Origin of the sequence: Nostoc sp. (assembly GCF_036917755.1) — a bacterium.
Classification (GTDB): domain Bacteria; phylum Cyanobacteriota; class Cyanobacteriia; order Cyanobacteriales; family Nostocaceae; genus Nostoc.
Window position 1 is genome coordinate 103,298 of sequence record NZ_JBALFC010000001.1, and the last position, 22,160, is coordinate 125,457.

The window sequence follows — 22,160 nt, forward strand, 5'->3', positions numbered from 1 at the left end:
CTGCGCGTAGCAAGATCCCGTTCGCCCCTGGCGTCCCGTAGGAAAGGGTACGGCTTGGTGCAGTCACTCATGGGGAGCCACTGCGGTGGAGGGGAACGCCTGCATAAAGCAAGTGGCGTGGAAACCCCCTGTTCCCGCGCTGCTTCACCAAAATCCAAAATTGAATTGCCCAATGCCCTATGCCCCATTAAATTAATCATTATGAATAAAACCGACTGCCTCTGTGAAGAGAAACAGTCGGTTGAAGATCGATATTATTGAGCCGTATTTAAGCTTCTCTATCCAAAAAGCCTTGAACTTGTCTTAAAGCCGCAGCGCCAATATTAAACACTGCCCAGCTAGCAGCAATGGCTACTGGTGCTAAAACGATTGCTATACGGAAATCGATAGAATCCATATCTAGAACCCCTCTTTTAAGTACAAATTAAAGTTTTGCCAACTGCTCTCATTTTTATTGTTAGCTGAAGTGGGCAATTTTTCCCACCCAATATGTAAAGAATATTTACATTATAACTACATCTCCCCCAGTCTTTTCTTCTCTAGGAGACGCTGCGCGAACAATTTTGAATTTTGAATTTTGAATTTTGAATTGATTTCTCCCCACTCCCTAAGACTTGCTAAAGCCGATATCAGTACCCTTACCAGCATGAACTAAAGCTAGCTTTTGGTAACGTTTAGCGTGTTCAATCAGTTCTGCGGCTTCAACGTCTGTTACTTTTCGTAACACTTTGCCAGGAATGCCGACAACTAGGGACAGAGGCGGTATATTTTTAGTTACCACTGCGCCAGCACCAATAATGCTACCAGCGCCCACTCGTACCCCGTCTAAAATCACCGCGCCAATGCCAATCAAACTTCCACGCTCAATGTAAGCGGAATGTACCACAGCGCGATGTCCTACGGTAACATGATCTTCTAAAATTGTTGGAAAATCAGGATCACCATGTAGAATTGCCCCATCTTGAATATTTGTGCATTCGCCAATTTCAATGCGTTCAACATCTCCTCTAACCACTGCTCCATACCAAATGCTCACCCCTGCTGCTATATTTACTGAACCCATAACAACAGCATTGGCTGCGATGAAGGCAGCTTGAGAAAAATCGGGAGATGTCCAGTAAGAAGCGGTAGACACGATAGAATATGAAGTATGATACCCAGGAACACTGGAGAAACTCCAACCTTTAAGGCTGGTTGCACAACCAGGATATCACACCATCAAGCCTCTACGCGGAGGAAAACACTAGTAAACAATGTTCCTGCCGCAACTCCGTGTCTATGCAGCAGTGAGCAAGTAACCCAAAGTGGTTGAGCCGAAGTGTATAATCCAACCCACTAGTGCTGGTGAAGACAAAATTATGTTTGTACGCACTTCATGATGAATCCAGGTTTGCAGTACCCGATGTTTGGGCCTGAAATACAGTGTCCCCATTGTCGCCAGACTATTCCGGCGCTGACACTGACAGATACCTATTTGTGTCCGCGTCATGGCGCCTTTGAAGTTAATCCTAAAAATGGAGAGTTAATCCATTTGCAATCGGGGCGTCATTGGCGGAGGTGGAATAATGAATGGTATAGACAGCATACTCATCCCGATGGTATTCGCTTTGAAATTCACGAAGCATTAGACAAGCTGTATACCCAAGGCTATCGAGCAACAAAAGTGATTATTGCTCGACGCTATCAGGAATTGATGAGTGGCTACTTAGAACGCAGTACACCTTGGCGTTCTGGACAACCAGAAGCTACTGCTGCGCGTTTGTATGGCTTACCCGTAGAGTTTAGCCCTGATACCTCAGAAGATCCCTGTTGGGAAGTGATTAATTTTGACTTGGAAAAAGAACCTGGCGTCCCTGTACGCTACCCTTATTTCAGGTTGTTTGAGTAATGGTTATTAGTCATTGGTCATTTGACTAATGACTAATGACTAATGACTAATGACTAATTATGCACCACGCTTCGATTCGGACTGCGAATATTCATCGAGCGATCGCTTTCTACGAACATTTAGGGTTTACAATTTCGGAACGCTTTACTACAGGCTACACCCTAGCTTGCTGGATGGAAGGATTGGGCGGCAGAATTGAACTTATCCAAATTCCCGAACCAAAACCAGCCCCAGATGCGTTTGCTGACGAACATTATGTGGGATATTATCATCTCTCGTTCGATTTAACTGAGATTACACCAGATTTACCTAGCTGGTTGACAAGTTTACAAGAACGTGTATTGCTGGCGGCTGAGAGTCAAGCAGAAGAATTACAACCTTTGAAGGTACTTTTAGAACCGACACAACAGCAAATAGGCGATCGCATTTACGAAGTGGCTTTCATCGCCGATACTGATGGCTTACCTCTGGAATTCATTCGGGTTTTAGGAAAACTCCCATAACTTAGCTTTTTTAAGCGTCCAGATCAGCCGTAGGTTAAATATATAAAACAGTCAATTCCTCATGATATTGAACAGTTTCTACTATTAAACAAATGAAAAAAACCGTGGTTGCTGAAAATTTAACCACGGTTTTTACTTTATAAAAGTTTACTTTTGTTAGTGCCTACAGACAATTAATTGCGGCCATTTAGGGAAATTAGCAACCGCAAGATAAAGACGAACAAGTTGATGTAAGTGAGGTACATCGATAAAGCAGCAGGCAGATATTCGTCATCGCTGTAAGTGCGGGGCAAGATGTAGAAATCGACAACAGAAACCCCAACAAATAGAAACACCCCCAAACCGGAGATGGCAATTTCTAACCAATTTGGCGTGTAAACACCAAACATGGCAAACCCGAATTGGGCTAGACACACAACCACCAAAGCAATGACGCCAAGATTGATGGTTTTCGTCAAAGCCATGCCGTCTTGTTCAGAGAGATTTGAACCAATTTGACGGGCGAAGATAAAAGTGATGCCACAACCAAGAGCAGCCAACCCAATGCCTTGAATGCCAACACCTTGGGATCTCAAAGCGACAAATATCAAGCCACTGAGAGTATATCCAGACAACAGGCTGTAGGTTGCCAACAAGGGTAGTGCAAGTCCCTTGTTACCTTTTTGGGCAACATTTTGGGCAACAAAGAACAAAATTAACTCCAAAATCACCGCACCAATGAAGGTGGGAAAAAATATTCCGGGATTAGTACGGATAACTCCCAAACCGCCGTAGGTTCCTAATGCCGTTAGCACCAATCCACCACCAACGTAGGGGAGGGCATTGGCAATCACATTTGGGCCAACGAGGGCGTGAGATTTAGCCTCACGCATAGCTTCACGAAAATTACTGGTATTGCTCATATTGAAAAACTGTTTTTTAGGAAAACGTTCTGCTTATTCCTATTCTTACCAAGATTTAGGGGAAGAAACCAGGAAGGGGTTACGCAAGTTAGAAGACAACTAAACAAAAAAGATTATGCAAGGTTGAAATTCCCATCTAAAAATCAAAAATAACCTGCAACAGAGAGGTTAGCAAAATCATGCGTATAAATACTGATTTGTAGAGTCCGACCTCTGATAAGTTCAGTGAAACGACGATGGCTTATTCCGCCTTGACTAGGGAAAATAATGACAGCTTAAAAGAAAATATACGCAGCTCCACTTTCTTAGGAATAGGAGTTACAACAAGGGAATGTATATGGCAACAAGTGAGTCCTCTTTACGAATTGATGGTATAGAATTATTACACTTGTACCACCAGAATCCTTCTATTAAACTTCGTAATAAACTTGTACAGTTACATACTGGCTTAGTGCGGAAGATGGCTCATAAATTCAGCCATCAATGTAATGAACCTTATGAAGATTTAGAACAAATCGGTTATTTTGGTTTGATTAGGGCAATTGAGCGCTTCGACCCTAGCCAAGGATATGCTTTTAGTTCCTTTGCTGTACCATATATTCGTGGTGAGATGCTGCACTTTTTGCGCGATCGCAGTACTCTATTAAGAATTCCCCGTCGTTGGCAAGAACTGTACAATGAAGGACAAAAGATTCGCAAGGACTTGGCAATGTCTTTAGGTCGCCTTCCCAAAGATGCTGAAATCGCCAAGGAACTTCAAGTATCTCTGCAAGAATGGCAAGAAACCAAGTTAGCTGCTCAAAACCGTATGCCTTTAAGTTTAGATGCGACCGCACTTAACTATGTTGATTGCCAAATAACCTTGGGTGAGGCACTTCCTTGTCCTCGTTCTCATCTGCTTCTGCAAGAAGAAGAAGAACGACAACAACTCCAAGGCGCAATAAATATGTTAGAAGACAAGCCTCGCATGGCAGTTGAAATGGTATTTTTGAAGGAACTTTCTCGCAAGGATGCTGCTAAAAATATTGGCACTAGTCCAATGACGGTAACGCGGTATCTGCAAAAGGGAATCCAAGATTTGATTTACTATTTGCAACCACAGGTAATGCCCACTGGATCGTAGATCGTAGTCATACTGAGTCAAAAATCCGATGACTAATGACCAATGACTAATGACTAATGACTAAATTATCGAGATTTTAAATCAGCGATCGCACCTCTGGTCATAGCAGCAATAGCTTGATCTGTCGCTTTCGGTAAATGATAATATTTACCGCCTGCTGTTTGCGATAATTCCTTAGCAAAGCCCGTGGACACAAATTTACTTTCCGTATCAATTACTAATAGTTGCATCCCCAAAGCCCGGATTCTGGCAGCAATTTCTAATAATTCTCCTTTGATATCTGGCTTTTCTCCTGGTTCTAGTTGTTCACCTAAAGAACGCGCTAAGGAAATATTACCCCGCCCATCGGTAATCGCTACAAGCACAACTTGCCCAATATCTCCGCTCATCTGGGCATTTAAGCCGACGCGCACAGCTTGGGTTAAACCATGTGCTAAGGGCGAACCGCCACCACAGGGCAACCTTTCCAAGCGATTACGCGCCAAGGCAATGGAACGTGTTGGAGGCAATAACACCTCCGCCTGTTCTCCCCGGAAGGGAATCAATGCTATTTGGTCGCGGTTTTGATAAGCTTCTGTCAACAGTTGCATCACCGCACCTTTAGCTGATTGCATTCGATTCAAGGCCATTGAGCCAGAAGCATCTACCACAAATACTACCAACGCCCCGGCTTTGCGTACCAGGCGTTTCGAGCGAATGTCTGCCTGTTCGACAATAACTTTTCTATCTGGGTGTCTTTCTCTTCGGGCTTTTTGATAAGGAGCCGCAGCTCTCAGGGTGGCATCTACTGCAATGCGTCGCGCTTTCCCCTTGGGCAACATTGGCTTAATGTAGCGTCCCCTGTCATCGGAAAAGATGACACTGCGACTACCAGATTTACCTTGCCGCTTCGCCATTTGAGTGAAGTAAAGCACGCTGTCATCAAGAATTACCCCTTCTGGATCAAAAATGAATTCTTCGGGGATGCTAGGGGGTTCTTGCTCTTGATTTTCTTCCTGTTCTTCTTGTTCTTCTTGCTCTTCCTCTTCTGATTCGTCCTGGGGTTCTTCTTGATTCTGTGGTGGGGGTGGAGGCGGTGGTGGTGATTGTTCTGGTGGCGGTGTCTGCACAATTGTGGCGCGTGGAACAATCACCAGTTCGACAGCACGGCGCAAATCTTCGGCATTTACTGTTGTTCGTCCCTCCAAAGCCGCCGCAGCTTTGGCAACTCGCGTGGCGAATAACTCGGCGCGATGTCCCTGAACTCCGCCGCGAATGGCCTCATCTACTAAGTAAGCAATTTGTTCATGAGTGATGATTACTTCTTTCAACCATTCCCGTGCCAAGATGATTTGGGTTTTGAGGGAGTCTAAGTCTTCGTTGTACTGTTTGAGGAACTCTTGGGGAGATTTAGAATAGGCGATCGCAACTTCTACTGCTTCTACTCTTTGATCTAAGCCGAGTACACCATCAGCAGAGAGTGCGATCGCAATTCTATCTAGTAAATGCTCCCGTAATCCGCCTTCTTCTGGGTTGTAGGTGGCAATAAATAAGGATTTACAGGGATGCTGAAAACTAATCCCTTCCCGTTCAATTTGGTTGCGTCCCTCAGATAATACTGTTAGAAGCTGATTTGATATTTGGTCATCTAATAGATTTATTTCATCTACATACAACACGCCTCGGTTTGCTGTAGCGAGTAAACCGGGCTGAAAAATGGTATCACCTTCTTTTACCGACTTTTCCACATCCACAGAACCGAGGAGTCGGTCTTCTGTGATACCTAGAGGAATTTGCAAAAAAGGCGCGGGAATTATTTCGACAGGAACATTTTGAATATCTTTGTCTGCGTACTCCGCCAAAAGTTGATCATCCCATTCTTCTGGGTGGTTGGGGTCACAATTGCTGATTGAGCCTTTGACAACTTCAATTGGCGGTAGTAGAGCGTGGATAGCACGAGCCATCACAGATTTTGCCGTACCGCGACGACCTGCGATCGCCACTCCTCCCAAACCAGGATCAACTGCGGCTAACAGCAAGGCTAATTTAATTGCTTCTTGACCGACTACGGCACTCAACGGAAAGGCAGTGATCGTGGGATTGATAGTAGGCGCAGGCATGGTTTGCTTTCATAGCGAGTCTTGGTCTTTAGCATACCAATTTCTGACACATTTAGAATATAAGTGCGGTTACGCGATCGCATTTACCGTTGGAAGGAAGATTTATGAGTATTGCTCAAGCTAAACGCTTCACACTAGCTGAATACCACAGGCTTACTGAATTGGGCTTTTTCCATGAAGATAACCACATTGAATTAATCAATGGGGAAATTATTGAAATCGCATCCAAAGGTACAGCCCATGAAACTTGTTTGCGAAACTTATTGCGGGAACTTCCAAAACTTGTAGCTGATCGGGCAACTTTGCAATCTCAAGCTCCGATTGCTTTGCCACCTAACAGCGAACCTGAACCGGATTTTGCTATTCTTCAAAACCGAGATGATAATTATCTTTCTGGTCATCCTCAACCTGCTGATGTGTTATTGGTGATGGAAGTTTCAGATTCTTCTTTGGGCTATGACCAAGATGTGAAAATTCCTCTCTATGCTAAAGCAGATATTACTGATTATTGGATATTTAATTTATTCGATAATTATTTGGAAGCTTACAGTGAGCCATATCAGGATAATCAAGGTAAATATGGTTATTTAAATAAGCGAATTTTCTTGTCAAATCAGGTAATATTTTTTCCTTGCTTCCCTGATTTATCTCTTGATTTAGTTAGGGTATTTCCGCCAAAGTCATAAGAGGATGTTTGAAAAGTATTGGGCGAATAGAATAGAGCCTCTGGCACGCTGACGCGAACGCAACTACACAAACTCTTTTTTTTTACGAACCACAGAGGCGCAGAGGACACAGAAAGAGAAGGAAAAAATTGCTTAACTGAACTGTATTGCTTCTTAACCCACGGAGGTGGGTTTTGTCTGTGTAGCCGCGACTTCTAGTCGCCCGAACTTTTCAAACATCCTCTAGGATCAAGGACTAATTTTTATGGCTTATAGTGATTTTAAACTTATTGAAGTTATTGATTCTTTTGGGTTAGTTATCCACGAGTCATCTGGACTATTTGCAAATATACAAGAGCAAGAATGTAGTGATTTATTATCTACTATTCTTAAGGAAAATGTTGATTTAGCAGTAGCGATAAGTTCGGAAAAAGCTCGAAGCGAAATGATAATTAGTCCAATTTTGTTAGAAATTAGACGTAAATTTAATTATGAAATAAGCTTTTTTTCTGGAGTTGATTTTACTGTTGATAGCCAACGAGGACTAAACGGCTTTTGTGATTTTATTTTGAGTCTTTCTTCAGAGCAGTTGCTTGTACGTAGTCCGGTGGTTGTCCTAGTAGAAAGTAAAAATGAAAATTTAAGGTCTGGTTTAGCGCAATGTATTGCCGAAATGGTAGCTGCTCAGTTATTTAACGAGAGAGGAGGAAATCAAGTCAAAGCTATATATGGTGCTGTTACTATCGGTACGATCTGGCAATTTCTCAAACTTGAAAGTAATGTAGTTTCGATTGATTTGAGTGAATATTATATTAAGGATATTAAGAAAATTCTAGGTATTTTGTATAGTGCGATCGCGCAAAGTAAACCGTAAATTATTTATTAACTAAAATATTTTTTAAATAAATGGTGGCTTTGAGAAAATACCATAGATGATTCCTAAAATTTATGGATATGGGCGATGTCTTACGACAAGCTGCTATGCATCTAGGCTTTTAGGAATCTTAATGAATAACTATATTGACATCCAGTATTAGCTATGGTAGTGTGTACTTAAGACAGCTAAGATAATCGCAAGTTTTTGGTAGTTGTCTCAGGAGCAGAATTCCTAAAGTCAGAAATTCTGCTCCTGAGACATTGACCAAAATCAAGTATAGATAGCAAATTTATTTGTAGAGGAAGATTCATTTTTGATAATTTCCCTCAAGAGAAATTTGTTAACGCTAGATGCGTGATATTCCAATGCTGTTGCACACAAAAGCAAAATGGAAAATCAACAAAATAAAAAACTCCATCCCCTTGTGGGTGGAGTTTTTGGGCATGGGGAATGGGGGATGGGGCATGGGGAAGAAGTTACCAATGCCCAATGCCCAATGCCCCAAGCGACGGGGCGACTATCCCTCTCCACCCACAAGGGGATGGAGTTTCCCGTCGCTTTCAATGAATTCTAAACAGAAGCGCAATAAGAAGCAGCAACTCATTGATTTGTATGGTTCTTACTGTTGGTGGTGTCGGCAAAATATGCCACAAAAAAATCTGACATTTGATCACCTTTTACCTAAGATTCATGGCGGTTCTAATTCTTTTGAAAACTTACGACTTTCTTGTTTTCAGTGTAATAACACTCGTGGAAACAGTCTTTATCCCCCTATCCAGATAAAGATAACTGTTTCTAGGTAGCACCTCAATTTTGTTAGCTTCTTATCTTTTAGGGTAGGCATCTTGCTCGCTCTTTACATTCAATTAACTACCATTGGAAAAAATAAAAATGCACAAGCTTCTAGAATTCGATGATAAAAAACTTTTGCGTCGAGCGCTTACCCACCGTTCTTATGTCAATGAACATCCTGGAGAAGGGGAACATAACGAACGCCTAGAGTTTCTTGGTGATGCTATCCTAAATTTCTTAAGCGGTGAATATCTCTATGAAAAGCATGGAGAAAAGGGAGAAGATGAATTAACTCGGCGGCGTTCTGCGCTGGTAGATGAGAAGCAATTAGCAAAATTTGCTATTGAAGTAGGTTTAAATTCTCGGATGCTTCTAGGACAAGGTGCAAAACTAGATGGAGGCTACCAAAATCCTAATTTACTTAGCAGTACATTTGAAGCTGTGATTGGTGCTTACTATTTGGATAATGGTTCGGATATTGAAAAAGCTCGCAAAATTGTAAAAGACTTCTTTGATTCTGTACCTGAAAATATTGTTGTGTCTCGCTCTAATGTAGACTCAAAAAATCGCTTTCAGGAATGGGTACAAAGCAAGGGTATCACTACTCCCCCGATATATAAGACAGAACAAGATGGACCTGCTCACGCGCCAACATTCGTAGCTACAGTATTTGTAGATGGAATAGAGCATGGAACGGGTACGGGACGTAATAAAAAAGAGGCTGAAAAAGCTGCTGCTGAAGATGCGCTAGCTAAGTTGAATAGGACTTACGCAGGAGTTACGGAATAACGAACCGCAGAGGCGCAGAGTACACGGAGAAATAAGAGTTTCAGAGATATTTTGCGTAAGTCCTATTGAAAAAGAAAGGTTTGTTGTAGAGATGATTTTTTATCTCACGCCTTATCAATTTGACGCTAAAAATGCTAAATTCCTGTTTGAGCCAGATTTAGAATTAGTGCATTTGTTTTCTAGGTTTTGCAACTAAATCCATTAAAATCTGTCTTTACCCATGCCCAATCCCGATTTTCTAAACTGAGTTTTAAATTCTTAATCTTTATAAAGTTATAAATACCATTATTAAGTTTTTCATAATACTTGTTTCAGCTTCTACATACATGATGTAAAGTGCGATCGCAATTGTGTAATCTGAAGATAGCAAAGCTAATTATTCAATTGAGGTCTGATGACTCCTACAATTATGCGTCAGCTTTGGTCAGTGGTTGAAACCGCCCAAGCCAAGCTCCTCTTGCAACTGGATGATGCTAGCTTAGTGCAGTGGTTAGTAAAACAAACCGAAACCCAAGTGTTGTTAGATTCTAACGAAACTGATTTTCTGTGCCACTACATTCAATCTCGGCTAGCCCTGATACGTGATATTGCCCAGGAACGTCAGTGTTCATGATGCCTACGGCGGGCTACGCCAACGCAAAATCACGATGAGTTAAGTTGATGTGTTATTACTCTTGACTATTGGCTTTTTGGGGAAAATAACCTTCAACTAAGCAGTCAGAGCCGACTACACGCCAACGAACACGTTCTAGAGATAACGCCTCAGTCATGGTAGTAAAACCTAAATCGCCCACAGGTGTGGGAGCAATGTTACCACCAATGATTTTTGGGGCGATAAATGCGAGAACTTTTTGCACTGCTCCTTGAGCGATCGCACTTGCAGCTAAGGTACCACCACATTCCCATAACACGCTACAAAAACCCCGCTCATATAAGTACGCCATTGCCTTATCTGGTGTCAGTGATGTTAATTTCACCACCTCTACCCCCTTTTTTAGCAACAGTTCTTGAAAATCGGGGTTAGCGCCCTCCTGTGTCAACACCAAAGTCGGAGCATCCGCAGTTTGCCAGAGATGGGCATTTTCCGGTAAGTTGTTGAGATGGCGACTCATTACCACCCGCAGGGGATTATGTGCCCCCACCTGATGGCTGGTTAAGTAAGGATTGTCGTGTCGGACTGTATTACCACCGACAATTATGGCATCAGAAGCCGCCCGCAGTTGATGTACTTCACTGCGGGAATCTTGGCTTGTAACCCAGGCGCTGTTACCAGAGGTGGTAGCAATTTTGCCATCTAAAGTCATGGCATATTTTAAAATTCCCAAAGGTCGTTTGTAGAGAATGCGATGCACAAAAGCTTCATTTAGCTGATGACAAGCTGACTCTTCTACTCCTACCAACACTTCGATCCCCGCCGCACGTAAACGGGCAATACCACCTCCAGCTACCAGTGGATTGGGATCAACCATACCCACCACCACTTTTGCCACCCCAGCTTGGATCAATCCTTCCGAACAAGGGGGAGTACGTCCGTAGTGATTGCAGGGTTCGAGGTTGACATAGATTGTTGCACCACGAGCGCGATTTTCCAGGGGAGAGGCTGCGCCAACGCCTGCTGCTTTCAAGGCAAACACTTCTGCATGAGGCTCACCTGCACGAGGATGAAACCCTTCGCCGACAATCTCGCCATCCTTGACAATCACCGCTCCCACTAACGGATTTGGCGAAGTATGTCCTAAAGCGCGGCGAGCAAGTTCCAAACACCGCAGCATCATGCGAGAGTCAAAGTCACTTCCTACCTTTTCCTTTACAGGAGAATTCGATCCAACTGCTGACTCCACTAAAAGTATATTTTCGTGAGTGTGATTTGGTAAGGATGCATCTGCTTGAGCGACCACTGGGGAATTATCCATAATTTTAGACAATATTGTAAATATTCTGCACGCGATCGCGCAGCCTTTCCACAGGAGAATCGTGCTTTGCTCCTGATAATTGAAGGAGGCAGGAGGGAGGAGGAGCAAATCACTTATAAGATTCGACCCCCGGATGATTTGGGCCGAGCAAAAGTTGTGGGAGATTCAAACCCTTGCTCCCTCTGGTCGCGGTAGGAGATAAAAAGCAGTATTCCTCCTGCCTTTCCTGTTAAACAGAATAAAATCCAGGCGCTATAATCTTGCATCAGCCTGTAATATTTTCATTACAATTCTTCTTACAACCTTTTTCATGTACCTTTTTCATGTATTTGAATCACAATATCCTGTAGGGTAGCATAGCTAGCTCTGCTACCCACCCATTTACAGCGTCGTTACAAGTTCCTGACCGACATTCAGCGTTTCCAAACCAGAATACCCAGGCTAGATCGGCAATTAGAGCGTGGACAGACAGTGCATATGTGCGAACATCAGTTTTTGCTAGCTACCAGCTAGAACTTACGCATTGACAGATAATTGATACTATGCGATCAAGCCCAACTTTTGTGATAGGTGTTCTAAAATAAAGTCACGAGCTACTTTAAGAGATAAAATTTTTTGGAGTTCATACCACTATTTTTTGGCATAAAAAGTTAATCTCAAGCAGAAAAATTAGGTGAATAAAATTTTTCTCGCTGGGATTTTTCAAAAATATCAATAAGAGAACTCCACAGAATGATTGATCCTATAATCAGAGAAAAATAATTTCAGAGTTTACTCCACAGGAGTTAAACTCACAACTTCAGCTATGGAAGAAATTGAAACACAGATTAACCGCCTCCCCAATCTCAAAAAATGGTTTGTGGAAATTTTAGCTAAACCAGCATAGCTATTGGATCATCTTTTTTGTGGAGTTCTCTAATCTGAGTAACATCTGCGGAATGTGGGTCTTAAGATGCCATTATTTCTTTTATTCTACGAACAGTCCTCAAAAGAAATTCTTCATATCTATTAACAGATTTCAGCTGTTCATGAACTTTATTGTAAGTATTAATACATAGATTCATGCGAGTCAGGAATTCTTGCTCAGTCATAGTATCGACGTAATCAAAGAGATCCTTTGGACTGACAAACTCACTATAATCTATGAAACTATTTTTAGGAAAATCTTCATATATTTTATTTCCCTGCCCAAAGTAAATTGGCAGACAATAGCAGCGAATACTATCCCAAATTTTTTCAGTGCAGTAATAATCAAAGTTTGTATTTTCAAAGCACAGATTAAAGTTATATGGTTTTAAAATCTCAACTTTTCTGGATATATAGTCTCCTTGTCTTGAACTTTCTAAGGATATATTATCAGGCCAGCCTGGTCCATAAACATCTACCTTCCCTAGTTGATATCCTGCCAATGCTATCTGGGTTTTAAGATACAATAGATCCAATTCCTTATCTGCTCTTTTCAGACTTGTAGTTTTCTGATTATTCCTATATCCTGCAACTATGACAATCTGGCGATTATCTAATCCAGTAAAATTAAATTTATCTAGTGGCTTTAAGGATTCTTTCCAATATTCTCTATAAAAATCATCAAAAAATGGAAGAGTGAAATTATTTACAAATATGTCACCTGTATAAATGTTCATGATGTGGGCATCACCCATTAAGAAGAATCCTCGGTCTATTTTTTTGAATGTGACATCAAATCTAGGTTCACTTGTCCAAACGAGATACTTTTTCTTTTTTCTATAAGCTATTCTTAAAGGTCTGAGAACACGCAGATTATAAGCTAGTATAATGTCGGCTAAACCTATATCTTCTGTCATTTCAATCCCCTGATTTTTAAGGAATTCTAATTCATCTTTCAAAACAAAGGGGGTATATTGCATTGGTAGAACTTTAAATATTTTAATTGTCACTTTTAACTCCTTAAAAATTTTATGGTACACCCCTTAAAAGAAATTCAAAATTTGGATAATCTAGGATACCAAATATTTCTTAAAGGAAACTTGTCGGAGGGAAAAGGTTTAGCGTAGATTCAGAGTATGTCGAGAATAACGCGGTATGTTAGGAATACTGAGGTGCAGGGTAAGCGCATCTTGTCAATAAGAAAGCCCTAATATCAATAAAGACCCAAACAATCGCATTAAGCCCTAGTTATTGATCATAGATTAGGCATCGCTATTAGCCTCTAGAAATAAACCGAACCATAAATTCCTGTTCTATCCTTAACACATAAAATGTATTTTTTGTCAATCCCATTTGAGATGCGCTTACCCTGCTGCTGGCGGGAATAGCTCAAGTAGCCAAAGTTATACCCAAAGTCAAAGTTACAAAGAAAAGGGTGTGGGGTGTGGGGTATAGAAATAAAAAACTTTAGTTCTGGGTTATTGCAAGCGTAAAAAAAAAGATGTATAACGAGTGGCGCAGCGCCGGAGCCGCTCCGCCGAGGTGTCCAAGTATTCAATCTCACGTTTTTAAACGTGGGTTCCCAAACCTGCAACCCTACCCCCTACACCCTCTGAACTCACATAATATGGAGGGAGCAACAGCAAGCGATTACAGATATTACACCTGCTTCAATAGTTACCTTTGCATGAATAGCGATCGCATCATTTCCGGATTTCTTTAAGCGCTCGCTATTCATCCAGAGTCTGTAAGGGAGTGATCGCGTCCATTCCCAAAAACAGGACAACCATCTCCTATCCCCTGGGTAGCAACCTTTGCTTAAGTAAGTAACTTGATAGGTGAATCAATCAGTTTTAACAGAGTATGTTCAGTTTAATTCCCCTGCCTAAGAATGGCAGCACGTTTTGGGTCGGGGTCTGTCTTGAGAAATCGCTCCACTTGGGCAAAGCCCAAGACCGCGTTTCTCGCTAAATCCCCGTCACAAAACTGACTTGCGACTTGCGACTTGTTTAGCGGTTCTCGGTTTAGTGAGGTACAAAAACCCCACCCCCAACCCCCTCCCCGCTCTTCGAGAGGGGGCTAAGATATACCTCATGTGATTAGGAAACGCTATATCTTCTTTACCTCTTAACTTCGCGTTCTTTGCGTCCTTTGCGGTTCGTTTCTCAACCCCCTGAAAATTAATGGGACAGACCACTAGCCCTTAAAGTAGGCATCCCCCCCACGCATTTACAGCGTCGCTGCAAGTTCCTGTAAGCGATCGCTTCCATCGCGGAAGACGGGCCAACCATCCCCCACCAACACTGCTTCTACCCGACTCAGTTGAGCCAACCTGCGAACAGAAGCAACAGCCTCCTCTCGATTTAGCAGCTTGTCATCTGGCAAAATCGTTAAGCTACCGGCTTTGCGTGCCCTGACTAAATCTCCTGTAATCAAAGTCGTCTTCTCCAGTAACAGAGCCAATTCACCGGGAGTTTTCGAGCCTTGGAGTTCAATCACCTCCAGTCCTGGGACAAATTCTTCACCATCAGACAGCCAGCGATCGCAATGTATGGGGAAAGTGTCTTTTTCTGCCAGAGGGCCAGCAATCTTAGCATAGGTTTGATCGGCAATTTCTTTACTCGCCCTGACATGCTCAGAATTCGTCAGCACAATCCAAACTACACCACCGAGGGATTTCAGATGATTCCAATCATGGTTTGATAGGGCTACTGGGTCAATCAAGATGTTGCCATCTGGGCGAATCCAGGCAATCCCATTGAAATCAATATTTCTTGCCGGATTGAAATTAGACCAGCTATAAAGATCGGGACGGTGCAAAGATTTCATGATGATTCTGGATCAGTACCTTCAATAATTGACTATTAATCTCAATAATTAAGTATATAGATAATAAGTCCATTAGGTATTGGGCATTGGGCATTGGGCATTGGGCATTGGGCATTGGGCATGGGGCATTGGGCATGGGGCATGGGGCATTGGGCATTGGGCATTGGGCATTGGGCATTGGGCATTGGACAACTAACTGTCAACTGTCAACTATCAACTGTCCACTCCCTACTCCCTCATCTCCCTAATCCTTCCTCTGGATCTCGAATTTGAGTATACTACGATGAATCTATCGATATTATGGACTTTATCGGGTTTATAAAAATTCCTGCATAACCGCAATAGAGATCAATGGAGGTATAGAGGTGAGTGAGATTGTGCGCCAAAAAATATCAGCGAAGGCAGACCAGTTTACAGAGTCGGTGATTCGAGAAATGTCAAGGGTAGCACTGCAATACGGTGCAGTGAATCTGGCTCAGGGGTTCCCTGATTTTCCCTGTCCCTTGGAGTTGAAACAGGCAGCTTATGAGGCAATAGAGGCAGATGTCAACCAGTATGCGATTACTTGGGGCGATCGCCCATTTCGTCAGGCGATCGCCAACAAAGTCCGTTGGTATCTGGGCTTAGATATCGACCCCGAAACCCAAATCACCGTTACCTGTGGTTCCACAGAAGCAATGGCAGCTGTGATGTTGGCAACCGTCGATCCCGGTGAGGAAGTAATTGTATTTGAGCCATATTACGAAAATTACGGCCCCGATGCGATTTTAGCTGGTGCTACGCCTCGTTACGTAACCCTACATCCCCCCAACTGGACATTTGATGAAGCACAGTTGCGTCAAGCTTTCAATGCCAATACCAAAGCGATTATTATCAACACACCCCACAACCCCACAGGTAAAGTCTTCACCCGTGAAGAACTCACCCTAATTGCTGAACTTTGTCAAAAGTGGGATGTGTTAGCGTTCACTGATGAAATCTATGAACATATTCTCTATGATGGCACTCAACATATTGCCCTAGCGACCCTTCCCGGTATGGAAGAACGCACAATTACCATCAATGGTCTATCCAAAACTTACAGTGTCACTGGATGGCGAGTCGGCTACATTTTGGCTAACCCCGAATTGACAGGAGCCATTCGCAAAGTCCATGATTTTCTCACCGTTGGCGCTCCTGCACCATTGCAACGAGCCGGAGTTGCCGCCATGCAACTGCCACCATCCTATTATGAAGAACTAGCTAAACTTTATCACCAGAAGCGAGACAGTATTTTACAGATTCTAGATCAAGTTGGCATTCCCTATTTCGTTCCCCAAGGAGCCTATTACGTACTTGCAGATATTTCCAAATTCGGCTATAAAACAGATGTTGAATTCATTTACCATCTAATTAAAGAGATTGGTGTTGCTGTAGTTCCTGGTTCCAGCTTTTTCAGCCAACCAGAAAAAGGACATTCATTGATCAGATTTTGCTTCAGCAAAAGACCTGAGACATTACAAACAGCCAGCGATCGCTTACTCAAATTGAAATCAACTCTACAACCCACATCCTAACATTCATTTCTTCTCTCTGCGCCCCTCTGCGCCTCTGCGGTTCGTTTCTCTTCAACATCCCAACTTATCCAACATGGAAAGCCCATAACACTAATTTCTCAACACTGACAAGGAGTAACTATGGCTACTTACAACAACATTTTGCAAGCAATTGGTAGAACTCCATTAGTCAGACTTAACAAAATTACCGAAGACATTCACTCAAGTATTTATGCCAAAGTAGAATATCTCAATCCTGGCGGGAGTACCAAAGATAGAATTGCCCTCACGATGATTGAAGCCGCAGAAAAAACAGGTCAACTGCAACTGGGCGGCACTATTATTGAAGCTACCGCAGGTAATACTGGTGTGGGACTGGCACTAATTGCAGCAGTGAAAAAGTATCGCTGTATTTTCGTCATGCCTGATAAAATGAGCCAGGATAAAATCAACCTACTCAAAGCTTATGGTGCAGAAGTAGTTGTTACTCCCACATCTGTACCGCCTGACTCGCCAGAAAGTTATAACGGTGTAGCGGAAAGACTCGCCAAAGAAATACCAGGAGCTTACAGACCAAATCAATTTGAAAACCCGAATAATCCTTTAGGACATTACTTAACTACCGGCCCAGAAATCTGGTCAGATAGTAATGGTAAAGTTGATGTTTTTGTTGCAGGGATGGGAACATGTGGTACAATTTCAGGAGTTGCTAAATATCTAAAAGAGCAAAATCCAAATATAGTAATTGTTGGTGCAGATCCAGAGGGTTCAATTCTTTCTGGCGACACCCCCAAATCTTACAAAGTTGAAGGAATTGGTGAAGATTTTATTCCCAAGACATTTAATCGTCAATTAGTCGATGAAATGGTTAGGGTTAGCGATAAAGAATCTTTTAATATGGCTCGTCGTTTAGCACGAGAAGAAGGTTTATTAGTAGGAGGTTACTTTGGTACAGCAGTAGCCGCAGCGCTCAACTATGCAGCCAGATTAACAGAGCCGAAGTATATTTTAGCGCTATTACCAGATACGGGAAGAAACTACATTAATAAAATATACTCCGATGCCTGGATGCAGGAAAATGGTTTTTGGGAAGGTACAACAGTAAAAAGTATCAAAGTTGGCGAAATTCTGGCTCAAAAAACAGATTTTCCTTCTCTAATTGCCGTCAGTCCCCGTGATACCTTAAGCAAAGCGACAAACTACCTACAAAAGCTGAATATTTCGCAGCTACCTGTGATTGATAATAATCATGTAGTCGGTAGCGTCAATGAAGCCTCTTTAATGAAATTTCTCCATGATGGCATCAACTTTTCTAACCAGGAAGTTTCCGCAGTCATGGGTAAACCTCTGCCGATGCTTGATGAAGAAGTTGATGTTTCCGAAGCTTATCGAGTATTATTATCAGGAACAACAGGAATTATTATTAAGCGAAATGATATTCCTATAGGATTAATTACCAGAGCCGATTTAATTAGATATTGGATTAGTCAAACCCAAGAATAATCAAGGAAAAATCATGAAATTTGAGACAAGAGCAATTCATGAAGGTCAAAAATCAGACCCACAAACAGGCGCTGTAATTGTTCCCATTTATTTGACTTCTACTTATGAACAAGAAGCCATAGGTAAACATAAAGGATATGAATATTCTCGCACGGGAAACCCCACCCGCACCGCTTTAGAATCGGCTTTAGCTTCTCTTGAAAATGGGAAATTTGGTTTAGCATTTGCCTCTGGCTTGGCTGCAACCACAACAGTATTAAGTCTGCTAAAAAGTGGCGACCATATTGTTGCTGGTGATGATTTGTATGGGGGAACTTATCGTTTGTTAGAAAAGGTTGTGAAAAATTGGGGTGTGACAACTAGCTATGTAGATATTGATAACATCGCTGATTTTGAAACTGCCATTCAACCAAATACTAAGCTGATTTGGATTGAAACTCCTACCAACCCGTTGTTAAAAATTATTGATATTGGCGCACTGGCAAATACTGCCCGTAAACATAATATCATTTTAGTAGTTGATAACACCTTTGCTAGTCCTTATTTTCAAACACCGTTAGATTTAGGTGCTGACATTGTGGTTCACAGCACTACCAAATATCTAGGGGGACACAGCGATATTATTGGTGGCGCAGTCATCACATCTAACGAGCAACTATACACCGAACTGAAGTTTTATCAAAATGCGATCGGGGCAATTCCTAGTCCTTTTGATAGCTGGTTAGTGCTGCGAGGAATTAAAACTCTGGCTGTGAGAATGCGAGAACATGAAAAAAACGCTTTGTTTTTGGCTGAATTTTTAGAAAAGCATCCGAAAATTGAGCGCATTTATTATCCAGGGTTATCCAGTCATGAACAACATCAACTAGCAAAAGAGCAAATGTCTGGCTTTGGGGGGATGATTAGTTTGGAATTAAAAGGTGGTTTTGCTGAGGTTGAAAGATTCGCTTCCCGACTCAAGTTATTTTTGCTAGCTGAAAGTTTGGGTGGTGTGGAATCGCTGCTTTGCTATCCTACCAAAATGACTCACGGTTCTTTACCAGAAGCGGAACGACTTAAGCGGGGAATAAAGGATAATTTAGTCCGCCTTTCAGTAGGAATTGAACATCAGCAAGATTTGCAAGCTGATTTAGAAAATGCTCTAGGTTAAATGCTTTGTTTAGGCGTTTGTTAAAAAAAATAACATTATTTTCTATCCAGATTTAACTGTAACTTTTGATCCCTGACGGAAACTTGATTTGCTCAATAAAACCCCACTCCGAAACGGGGGTTTCTAAGCCTTAATGCGTAGTAATCCCCAGAAAAACAACACCAAAGTAGTGTAGAATTAGTTAAAAATTCCGGTAATTATATCGGGATAGTAGGCTTATGAATTCTGGATTAAAAACCCCATTGACTCTTTAAAAGGATAGGACTAATGTTATGAGTAGTCCTTTGAAGGACACTATCTAGGCATCAAAAAACCAGGAGGTATTTCCGATGATGATGATGATGATGACTGAAACCATGACTTCCGAAATGCAAACCTGCATGGATGCTTGCATGGAATGTCACAAAATGTGCATGGAAACAATGACTTACTGCATGAGCAAAGGTGGTAAGCACATGGACAACAGTATGATGAGCATGATGAGCATGATGCGCGATTGCTCTGAAATGTGCATGATGTGCATGAATATGATGATGAGTGGTTCTGAGTTTATGGAACGCACTTGTATGCTTTGTGCCGAAATGTGCGATCGCACTGCAATGGCTTGTGAAATGATGAGCGATGATGCAAAAATGATGGAATGTGCTGCTGCTTGCCGTAAGTGTGCAGAGTCTTGCAGAAGTATGCATATGATGCCCGCATAATTACCCTACTTAGCAGAAGTTTCTCTGCAACCTAATATTCAAGCGCTCAGACTCTTTGGGTCTGGGCGCTTGAAGTAAAAACTTAACTAATCAAATAATTAGTCTAAATCGACACTTTGAAACTGATTAGGATTACTTAAATCAGTTTCGGGATGAGAAGCGATCGCGCTAACAATACCTTCGCCAAAAATAGAGCAACTTTCCGCAAAATCTAAAATTAAATCACAGAGCAAGTGACTTGATTGCTGGGTCAATCTAAAATCTGTCTTGAAAAGTTTGCTCAAACTCCTCCACCCCCGCACGCAACTTTTGTCTCCGACACGCTCTTCGCGTTCGCAAAATCCAAAATTGTTTGACCATCATATCAGCGCTAACTAGCGATTAGGGTGGACACTGTTATCCACCCCAAAACTCTAACTTGCTACTGCTTCAGCAGTGGCTGCTTCAACAGCAGCTACGGGTAAGTAAACACTAACTTTTTTACGGGTTTTGCCCTTTCTCTCAAAGGTTACAACCCCGTCGATTAAGGCAAACAGAGTATCATCGCTACCAATACCGACGTTGTTACCAGGGTGAAATTTGGTGCCACGCTGACGCACGAGAATGTTTCCTGCACGTACAACTTGACCGCCATAACGCTTGACACCCAGACGCTGGGCATTAGAATCACGACCGTTACGTGTACTACCTGTTCCTTTCTTATGAGCCATGATTTCCTCTTGTTTATCTACTTCTTTTTATTATTCAGCAGCGATTTCAACTTCTTCGGCAGGAGTGTCATCTAGAACGGGGACTTCTTCCTCCGTTGGTCCTTGGGTAGCAAACACTGCACCGTTAAGGGTAATGGAGTCAATCATAAGTCTGGTAATTTCCTGACGATGCCCCCGCTTTTTGCGGGTTTTCTTTTTCGGCTTCATTTTGTATACCAGAACTTTACGACCTCTGTAATGTCGCATTACAGTCCCTTCTACGGTCGCGCCTGTCACTAGTGGCTGTCCAATGGTGACTTCGCCATCGTGCTGCACGAGCAATACGGCATCTATTGTAACTTTTTCATCTGGTTCGTTCGTAAGCAGTTCAATGTCATAAAACCGCCCTGGCTCTACTCGTATTTGTTTGCCGCCAGTTTCAATAATTGCGTAGGTCATGGAATTGTCCTTGAGGTTGCCGTACAGGTAGCTGGTTTTTATCTCCTGTAGAGAAGCTTTTGCCAGCTTTTGTAATATGTCTACCTGATCCGAGCAGGAATTAGACAGACAATCTAATATACTATTTTATAAACAGGTGTCAAGTCAAGCTTTAACAGAATTTTTGGGTTTAGCATTGGCTTCTGGTCAGCCTGAAGATGAAAAATCAGCTAATTCACCCACCAGCACGAATGTCTATTGCATTTACAAATCCAAACTAGTACTTATTTAACTAAATATTGCTACTATCTTAGGGCTGAATTTTACAAAAAAGTAACGGGAGTATTAGTCTAAAAGTTATATTTTTTTTTCAAAATCAACACATTTTTCTTCTTTGTTTTAAGATCAAACTATAAATGACGAATGATGCTTAATCTAGAAATTATTTAGAGAAGTTAGTGAATCCCCAGGAGTTAAACTACCACATTCAAACCTGATATTTCAAACAGGAGATGGATTATTATGACACAGCAAAATGCTGCTCGACTTTTTGAAGCCGTAAAACAAGATCAAGCATTACAGGAAAGACTAAAAGTAACAGCTGATCCAGAAGCCTTCGTTAAGATTGCTCAAGAGCGTGGGTATGAATTCAGCGTCCAAGAACTAGACAATGAGATCAGCAAATTGTCTGAAGAAGATTTAGCCACCATTGTCAATCCAGGATGGGGGGCTAGACGCCACATTAATCCTAGATAACTCCTATTCTAGGAAACCGAAGTATAAGAACAACTGAATTGACAAGTTTTGCTCCTTAAGGCGATATCGTTGCATCATCTCCTTTAGGGGCATTCCTGT

Annotated in this window: 26 protein-coding genes; 15 read left to right on the top strand and 11 right to left on the bottom strand. The window is 42.0% G+C overall.

The window, feature by feature from the left end:
- Positions 1–69: 69 nt before the first annotated feature.
- Complete coding sequence (locus tag V7L05_RS00530; RefSeq protein WP_335160792.1) at positions 70–261, top strand: hypothetical protein; 192 nt, start codon at positions 70–72, stop codon at positions 259–261.
- Between the two features lie 7 nt (positions 262–268).
- On the opposite strand, the gene V7L05_RS00535 is transcribed toward V7L05_RS00530, so the two are convergent.
- Together V7L05_RS00535 and V7L05_RS00540 are read right to left on the bottom strand one after the other, a co-directional pair.
- Positions 269–397: a photosystem II protein Y gene (locus V7L05_RS00535; RefSeq protein WP_334946793.1), complete on the bottom strand. Its 129-nt coding sequence runs from the start codon at positions 395–397 to the stop codon at positions 269–271.
- A 210-nt stretch (positions 398–607) separates the two neighbouring features.
- The gene (locus tag V7L05_RS00540; protein ID WP_335160795.1) at positions 608–1,135 is read right to left on the bottom strand and encodes a gamma carbonic anhydrase family protein; all 528 of its coding nucleotides are present in this window, start codon (positions 1,133–1,135) and stop codon (positions 608–610) included.
- 243 nt (positions 1,136–1,378) lie between these two features.
- Between V7L05_RS00540 and V7L05_RS00545 the strand changes: the two genes are divergently transcribed.
- Positions 1,379–1,888, top strand: coding sequence for a TIGR02652 family protein (locus V7L05_RS00545; RefSeq protein WP_442937050.1), 510 nt, complete (start codon positions 1,379–1,381; stop codon positions 1,886–1,888).
- 59 nt (positions 1,889–1,947) lie between these two features.
- A complete protein-coding gene (locus V7L05_RS00550) occupies positions 1,948–2,391 on the top strand; it encodes a VOC family protein (protein WP_335160799.1) in 444 nt (147 codons plus the stop codon).
- Positions 2,392–2,564: 173 nt separating this feature from the next.
- Here V7L05_RS00550 and V7L05_RS00555 read toward each other — a convergent pair whose 3' ends face one another.
- Positions 2,565–3,293 carry a Bax inhibitor-1/YccA family protein gene (locus tag V7L05_RS00555; protein ID WP_335160801.1) on the bottom strand — a complete coding sequence of 243 codons (729 nt, stop codon included), beginning with the start codon at positions 3,291–3,293 and terminating at the stop codon, positions 2,565–2,567.
- 337 nt (positions 3,294–3,630) lie between these two features.
- Here V7L05_RS00555 and V7L05_RS00560 point away from each other — a divergent pair, with 337 nt between their 5' ends.
- The gene (locus V7L05_RS00560; RefSeq protein ID WP_334946783.1) at positions 3,631–4,416 is read left to right on the top strand and encodes an RNA polymerase sigma factor SigF; all 786 of its coding nucleotides are present in this window, start codon (positions 3,631–3,633) and stop codon (positions 4,414–4,416) included.
- A 65-nt stretch (positions 4,417–4,481) separates the two neighbouring features.
- Here the strand turns inward: V7L05_RS00560 and bchD are convergent, their stop codons facing one another.
- On the bottom strand, positions 4,482–6,515 hold the full coding sequence (gene bchD / locus V7L05_RS00565) for a magnesium chelatase ATPase subunit D (protein ID WP_335160803.1): 2,034 nt from the start codon (positions 6,513–6,515) through the stop codon (positions 4,482–4,484).
- A gap of 104 nt (positions 6,516–6,619) precedes the next feature.
- Between bchD and V7L05_RS00570 the strand changes: the two genes are divergently transcribed.
- The 6 genes from V7L05_RS00570 to V7L05_RS00590 all read left to right on the top strand — a co-directional run bounded on the left by V7L05_RS00570 (position 6,620) and on the right by V7L05_RS00590 (position 10,251).
- Entirely contained in the window at positions 6,620–7,201 is a 582-nt protein-coding gene (locus V7L05_RS00570) for a Uma2 family endonuclease (RefSeq protein ID WP_335160805.1), read from the top strand.
- 244 nt (positions 7,202–7,445) lie between these two features.
- Positions 7,446–8,054 (top strand): hypothetical protein, encoded by a 609-nt coding sequence (locus tag V7L05_RS00575; RefSeq protein ID WP_335160807.1) that lies wholly within the window; start codon positions 7,446–7,448, stop codon positions 8,052–8,054.
- A 391-nt stretch (positions 8,055–8,445) separates the two neighbouring features.
- A complete protein-coding gene (locus V7L05_RS00580; protein WP_335160809.1) occupies positions 8,446–8,631 on the top strand; it encodes a hypothetical protein in 186 nt (61 codons plus the stop codon).
- Complete coding sequence (locus tag V7L05_RS34575) at positions 8,621–8,860, top strand: HNH endonuclease (RefSeq protein WP_442937820.1); 240 nt, start codon at positions 8,621–8,623, stop codon at positions 8,858–8,860. The genes V7L05_RS00580 and V7L05_RS34575 overlap by 11 nt, the downstream gene beginning before the upstream one ends.
- Positions 8,861–8,948: 88 nt before the next feature.
- Positions 8,949–9,638 (top strand): ribonuclease III, encoded by a 690-nt coding sequence (gene rnc, locus V7L05_RS00585; RefSeq protein WP_335160810.1) that lies wholly within the window; start codon positions 8,949–8,951, stop codon positions 9,636–9,638.
- Between the two features lie 394 nt (positions 9,639–10,032).
- Positions 10,033–10,251 carry a hypothetical protein gene (locus tag V7L05_RS00590; protein WP_334832735.1) on the top strand — a complete coding sequence of 73 codons (219 nt, stop codon included), beginning with the start codon at positions 10,033–10,035 and terminating at the stop codon, positions 10,249–10,251.
- A gap of 55 nt (positions 10,252–10,306) precedes the next feature.
- On the opposite strand, the gene ribD is transcribed toward V7L05_RS00590, so the two are convergent.
- From ribD to V7L05_RS00610, 4 genes are all read right to left on the bottom strand, one after another.
- A complete protein-coding gene (gene ribD, locus V7L05_RS00595; RefSeq protein ID WP_335160812.1) occupies positions 10,307–11,551 on the bottom strand; it encodes a bifunctional diaminohydroxyphosphoribosylaminopyrimidine deaminase/5-amino-6-(5-phosphoribosylamino)uracil reductase RibD in 1,245 nt (414 codons plus the stop codon).
- Positions 11,552–12,498: 947 nt separating this feature from the next.
- A complete protein-coding gene (locus V7L05_RS00600; RefSeq protein ID WP_335160814.1) occupies positions 12,499–13,467 on the bottom strand; it encodes a glycosyltransferase family 10 domain-containing protein in 969 nt (322 codons plus the stop codon).
- Positions 13,468–14,686: 1,219 nt separating this feature from the next.
- Positions 14,687–15,286, bottom strand: a complete 600-nt coding sequence (locus tag V7L05_RS00605) for an MBL fold metallo-hydrolase (protein ID WP_335160816.1) — start codon at positions 15,284–15,286, stop codon at positions 14,687–14,689.
- Positions 15,255–15,464 carry a hypothetical protein gene (locus V7L05_RS00610; RefSeq protein ID WP_335160818.1) on the bottom strand — a complete coding sequence of 70 codons (210 nt, stop codon included), beginning with the start codon at positions 15,462–15,464 and terminating at the stop codon, positions 15,255–15,257. The genes V7L05_RS00605 and V7L05_RS00610 overlap by 32 nt, the downstream gene beginning before the upstream one ends.
- 187 nt (positions 15,465–15,651) lie before the next feature.
- On the opposite strand from V7L05_RS00610, the gene V7L05_RS00615 reads away from it, so the two are divergent.
- The 4 genes from V7L05_RS00615 (at position 15,652) to V7L05_RS00630 (ending at position 20,178) form a co-directional block, all read left to right on the top strand.
- Complete coding sequence (locus V7L05_RS00615; protein ID WP_335160820.1) at positions 15,652–16,842, top strand: pyridoxal phosphate-dependent aminotransferase; 1,191 nt, start codon at positions 15,652–15,654, stop codon at positions 16,840–16,842.
- Positions 16,843–16,962: 120 nt separating this feature from the next.
- Entirely contained in the window at positions 16,963–18,324 is a 1,362-nt protein-coding gene (locus V7L05_RS00620; RefSeq protein ID WP_335160822.1) for a cystathionine beta-synthase, read from the top strand.
- 13 nt (positions 18,325–18,337) lie between these two features.
- On the top strand, positions 18,338–19,474 hold the full coding sequence (locus V7L05_RS00625; protein ID WP_335160824.1) for a cystathionine gamma-synthase: 1,137 nt from the start codon (positions 18,338–18,340) through the stop codon (positions 19,472–19,474).
- A 332-nt stretch (positions 19,475–19,806) separates the two neighbouring features.
- Complete coding sequence (locus V7L05_RS00630; RefSeq protein WP_335160912.1) at positions 19,807–20,178, top strand: four-helix bundle copper-binding protein; 372 nt, start codon at positions 19,807–19,809, stop codon at positions 20,176–20,178.
- Between the two features lie 98 nt (positions 20,179–20,276).
- On the opposite strand, the gene V7L05_RS00635 is transcribed toward V7L05_RS00630, so the two are convergent.
- From V7L05_RS00635 to rplU, 3 genes are all read right to left on the bottom strand, one after another.
- Positions 20,277–20,432 (bottom strand): hypothetical protein, encoded by a 156-nt coding sequence (locus tag V7L05_RS00635; protein WP_335160826.1) that lies wholly within the window; start codon positions 20,430–20,432, stop codon positions 20,277–20,279.
- Between the two features lie 159 nt (positions 20,433–20,591).
- On the bottom strand, positions 20,592–20,888 hold the full coding sequence (gene rpmA, locus V7L05_RS00640) for a 50S ribosomal protein L27 (protein ID WP_335160828.1): 297 nt from the start codon (positions 20,886–20,888) through the stop codon (positions 20,592–20,594).
- A gap of 30 nt (positions 20,889–20,918) precedes the next feature.
- Positions 20,919–21,326, bottom strand: coding sequence for a 50S ribosomal protein L21 (rplU, locus tag V7L05_RS00645; RefSeq protein WP_335160830.1), 408 nt, complete (start codon positions 21,324–21,326; stop codon positions 20,919–20,921).
- 501 nt (positions 21,327–21,827) lie between these two features.
- Here rplU and V7L05_RS00650 point away from each other — a divergent pair.
- A complete protein-coding gene (locus V7L05_RS00650; protein WP_335160832.1) occupies positions 21,828–22,061 on the top strand; it encodes a Nif11-like leader peptide family natural product precursor in 234 nt (77 codons plus the stop codon).
- Positions 22,062–22,160: the final 99 nt, after the last annotated feature.

Excerpts from the sequence above, each read along its gene's own strand:
- V7L05_RS00620 (WP_335160822.1), top strand. The coding sequence starts at position 16,963 with ATGGCTACTTACAACAACATTTTGCAAGCAATTGGTAGAACTCCATTA.
- V7L05_RS00530 (WP_335160792.1), top strand. The coding sequence starts at position 70 with ATGGGGAGCCACTGCGGTGGAGGGGAACGCCTGCATAAAGCAAGTGGC.
- V7L05_RS00625 (WP_335160824.1), top strand. The coding sequence starts at position 18,338 with ATGAAATTTGAGACAAGAGCAATTCATGAAGGTCAAAAATCAGACCCA.
- V7L05_RS00535 (WP_334946793.1), bottom strand. The coding sequence starts at position 397 with ATGGATTCTATCGATTTCCGTATAGCAATCGTTTTAGCACCAGTAGCC.
- V7L05_RS00610 (WP_335160818.1), bottom strand. The coding sequence starts at position 15,464 with ATGCCCAATGCCCAATGCCCAATGCCCAATGCCCCATGCCCCATGCCC.
- V7L05_RS00550 (WP_335160799.1), top strand. The coding sequence starts at position 1,948 with ATGCACCACGCTTCGATTCGGACTGCGAATATTCATCGAGCGATCGCT.
- ribD (WP_335160812.1), bottom strand. The coding sequence starts at position 11,551 with ATGGATAATTCCCCAGTGGTCGCTCAAGCAGATGCATCCTTACCAAAT.
- V7L05_RS00580 (WP_335160809.1), top strand. The coding sequence starts at position 8,446 with ATGGAAAATCAACAAAATAAAAAACTCCATCCCCTTGTGGGTGGAGTT.
- V7L05_RS34575 (WP_442937820.1), top strand. The coding sequence starts at position 8,621 with ATGAATTCTAAACAGAAGCGCAATAAGAAGCAGCAACTCATTGATTTG.
- V7L05_RS00590 (WP_334832735.1), top strand. The coding sequence starts at position 10,033 with ATGACTCCTACAATTATGCGTCAGCTTTGGTCAGTGGTTGAAACCGCC.
- V7L05_RS00575 (WP_335160807.1), top strand. The coding sequence starts at position 7,446 with ATGGCTTATAGTGATTTTAAACTTATTGAAGTTATTGATTCTTTTGGG.
- V7L05_RS00545 (WP_442937050.1), top strand. The coding sequence starts at position 1,379 with ATGAATCCAGGTTTGCAGTACCCGATGTTTGGGCCTGAAATACAGTGT.
- rplU (WP_335160830.1), bottom strand. The coding sequence starts at position 21,326 with ATGACCTACGCAATTATTGAAACTGGCGGCAAACAAATACGAGTAGAG.
- V7L05_RS00605 (WP_335160816.1), bottom strand. The coding sequence starts at position 15,286 with ATGAAATCTTTGCACCGTCCCGATCTTTATAGCTGGTCTAATTTCAAT.
- V7L05_RS00570 (WP_335160805.1), top strand. The coding sequence starts at position 6,620 with ATGAGTATTGCTCAAGCTAAACGCTTCACACTAGCTGAATACCACAGG.
- V7L05_RS00555 (WP_335160801.1), bottom strand. The coding sequence starts at position 3,293 with ATGAGCAATACCAGTAATTTTCGTGAAGCTATGCGTGAGGCTAAATCT.
- V7L05_RS00560 (WP_334946783.1), top strand. The coding sequence starts at position 3,631 with ATGGCAACAAGTGAGTCCTCTTTACGAATTGATGGTATAGAATTATTA.
- V7L05_RS00650 (WP_335160832.1), top strand. The coding sequence starts at position 21,828 with ATGACACAGCAAAATGCTGCTCGACTTTTTGAAGCCGTAAAACAAGAT.
- bchD (WP_335160803.1), bottom strand. The coding sequence starts at position 6,515 with ATGCCTGCGCCTACTATCAATCCCACGATCACTGCCTTTCCGTTGAGT.
- rnc (WP_335160810.1), top strand. The coding sequence starts at position 8,949 with ATGCACAAGCTTCTAGAATTCGATGATAAAAAACTTTTGCGTCGAGCG.
- rpmA (WP_335160828.1), bottom strand. The coding sequence starts at position 20,888 with ATGGCTCATAAGAAAGGAACAGGTAGTACACGTAACGGTCGTGATTCT.
- V7L05_RS00630 (WP_335160912.1), top strand. The coding sequence starts at position 19,807 with ATGATGATGATGATGACTGAAACCATGACTTCCGAAATGCAAACCTGC.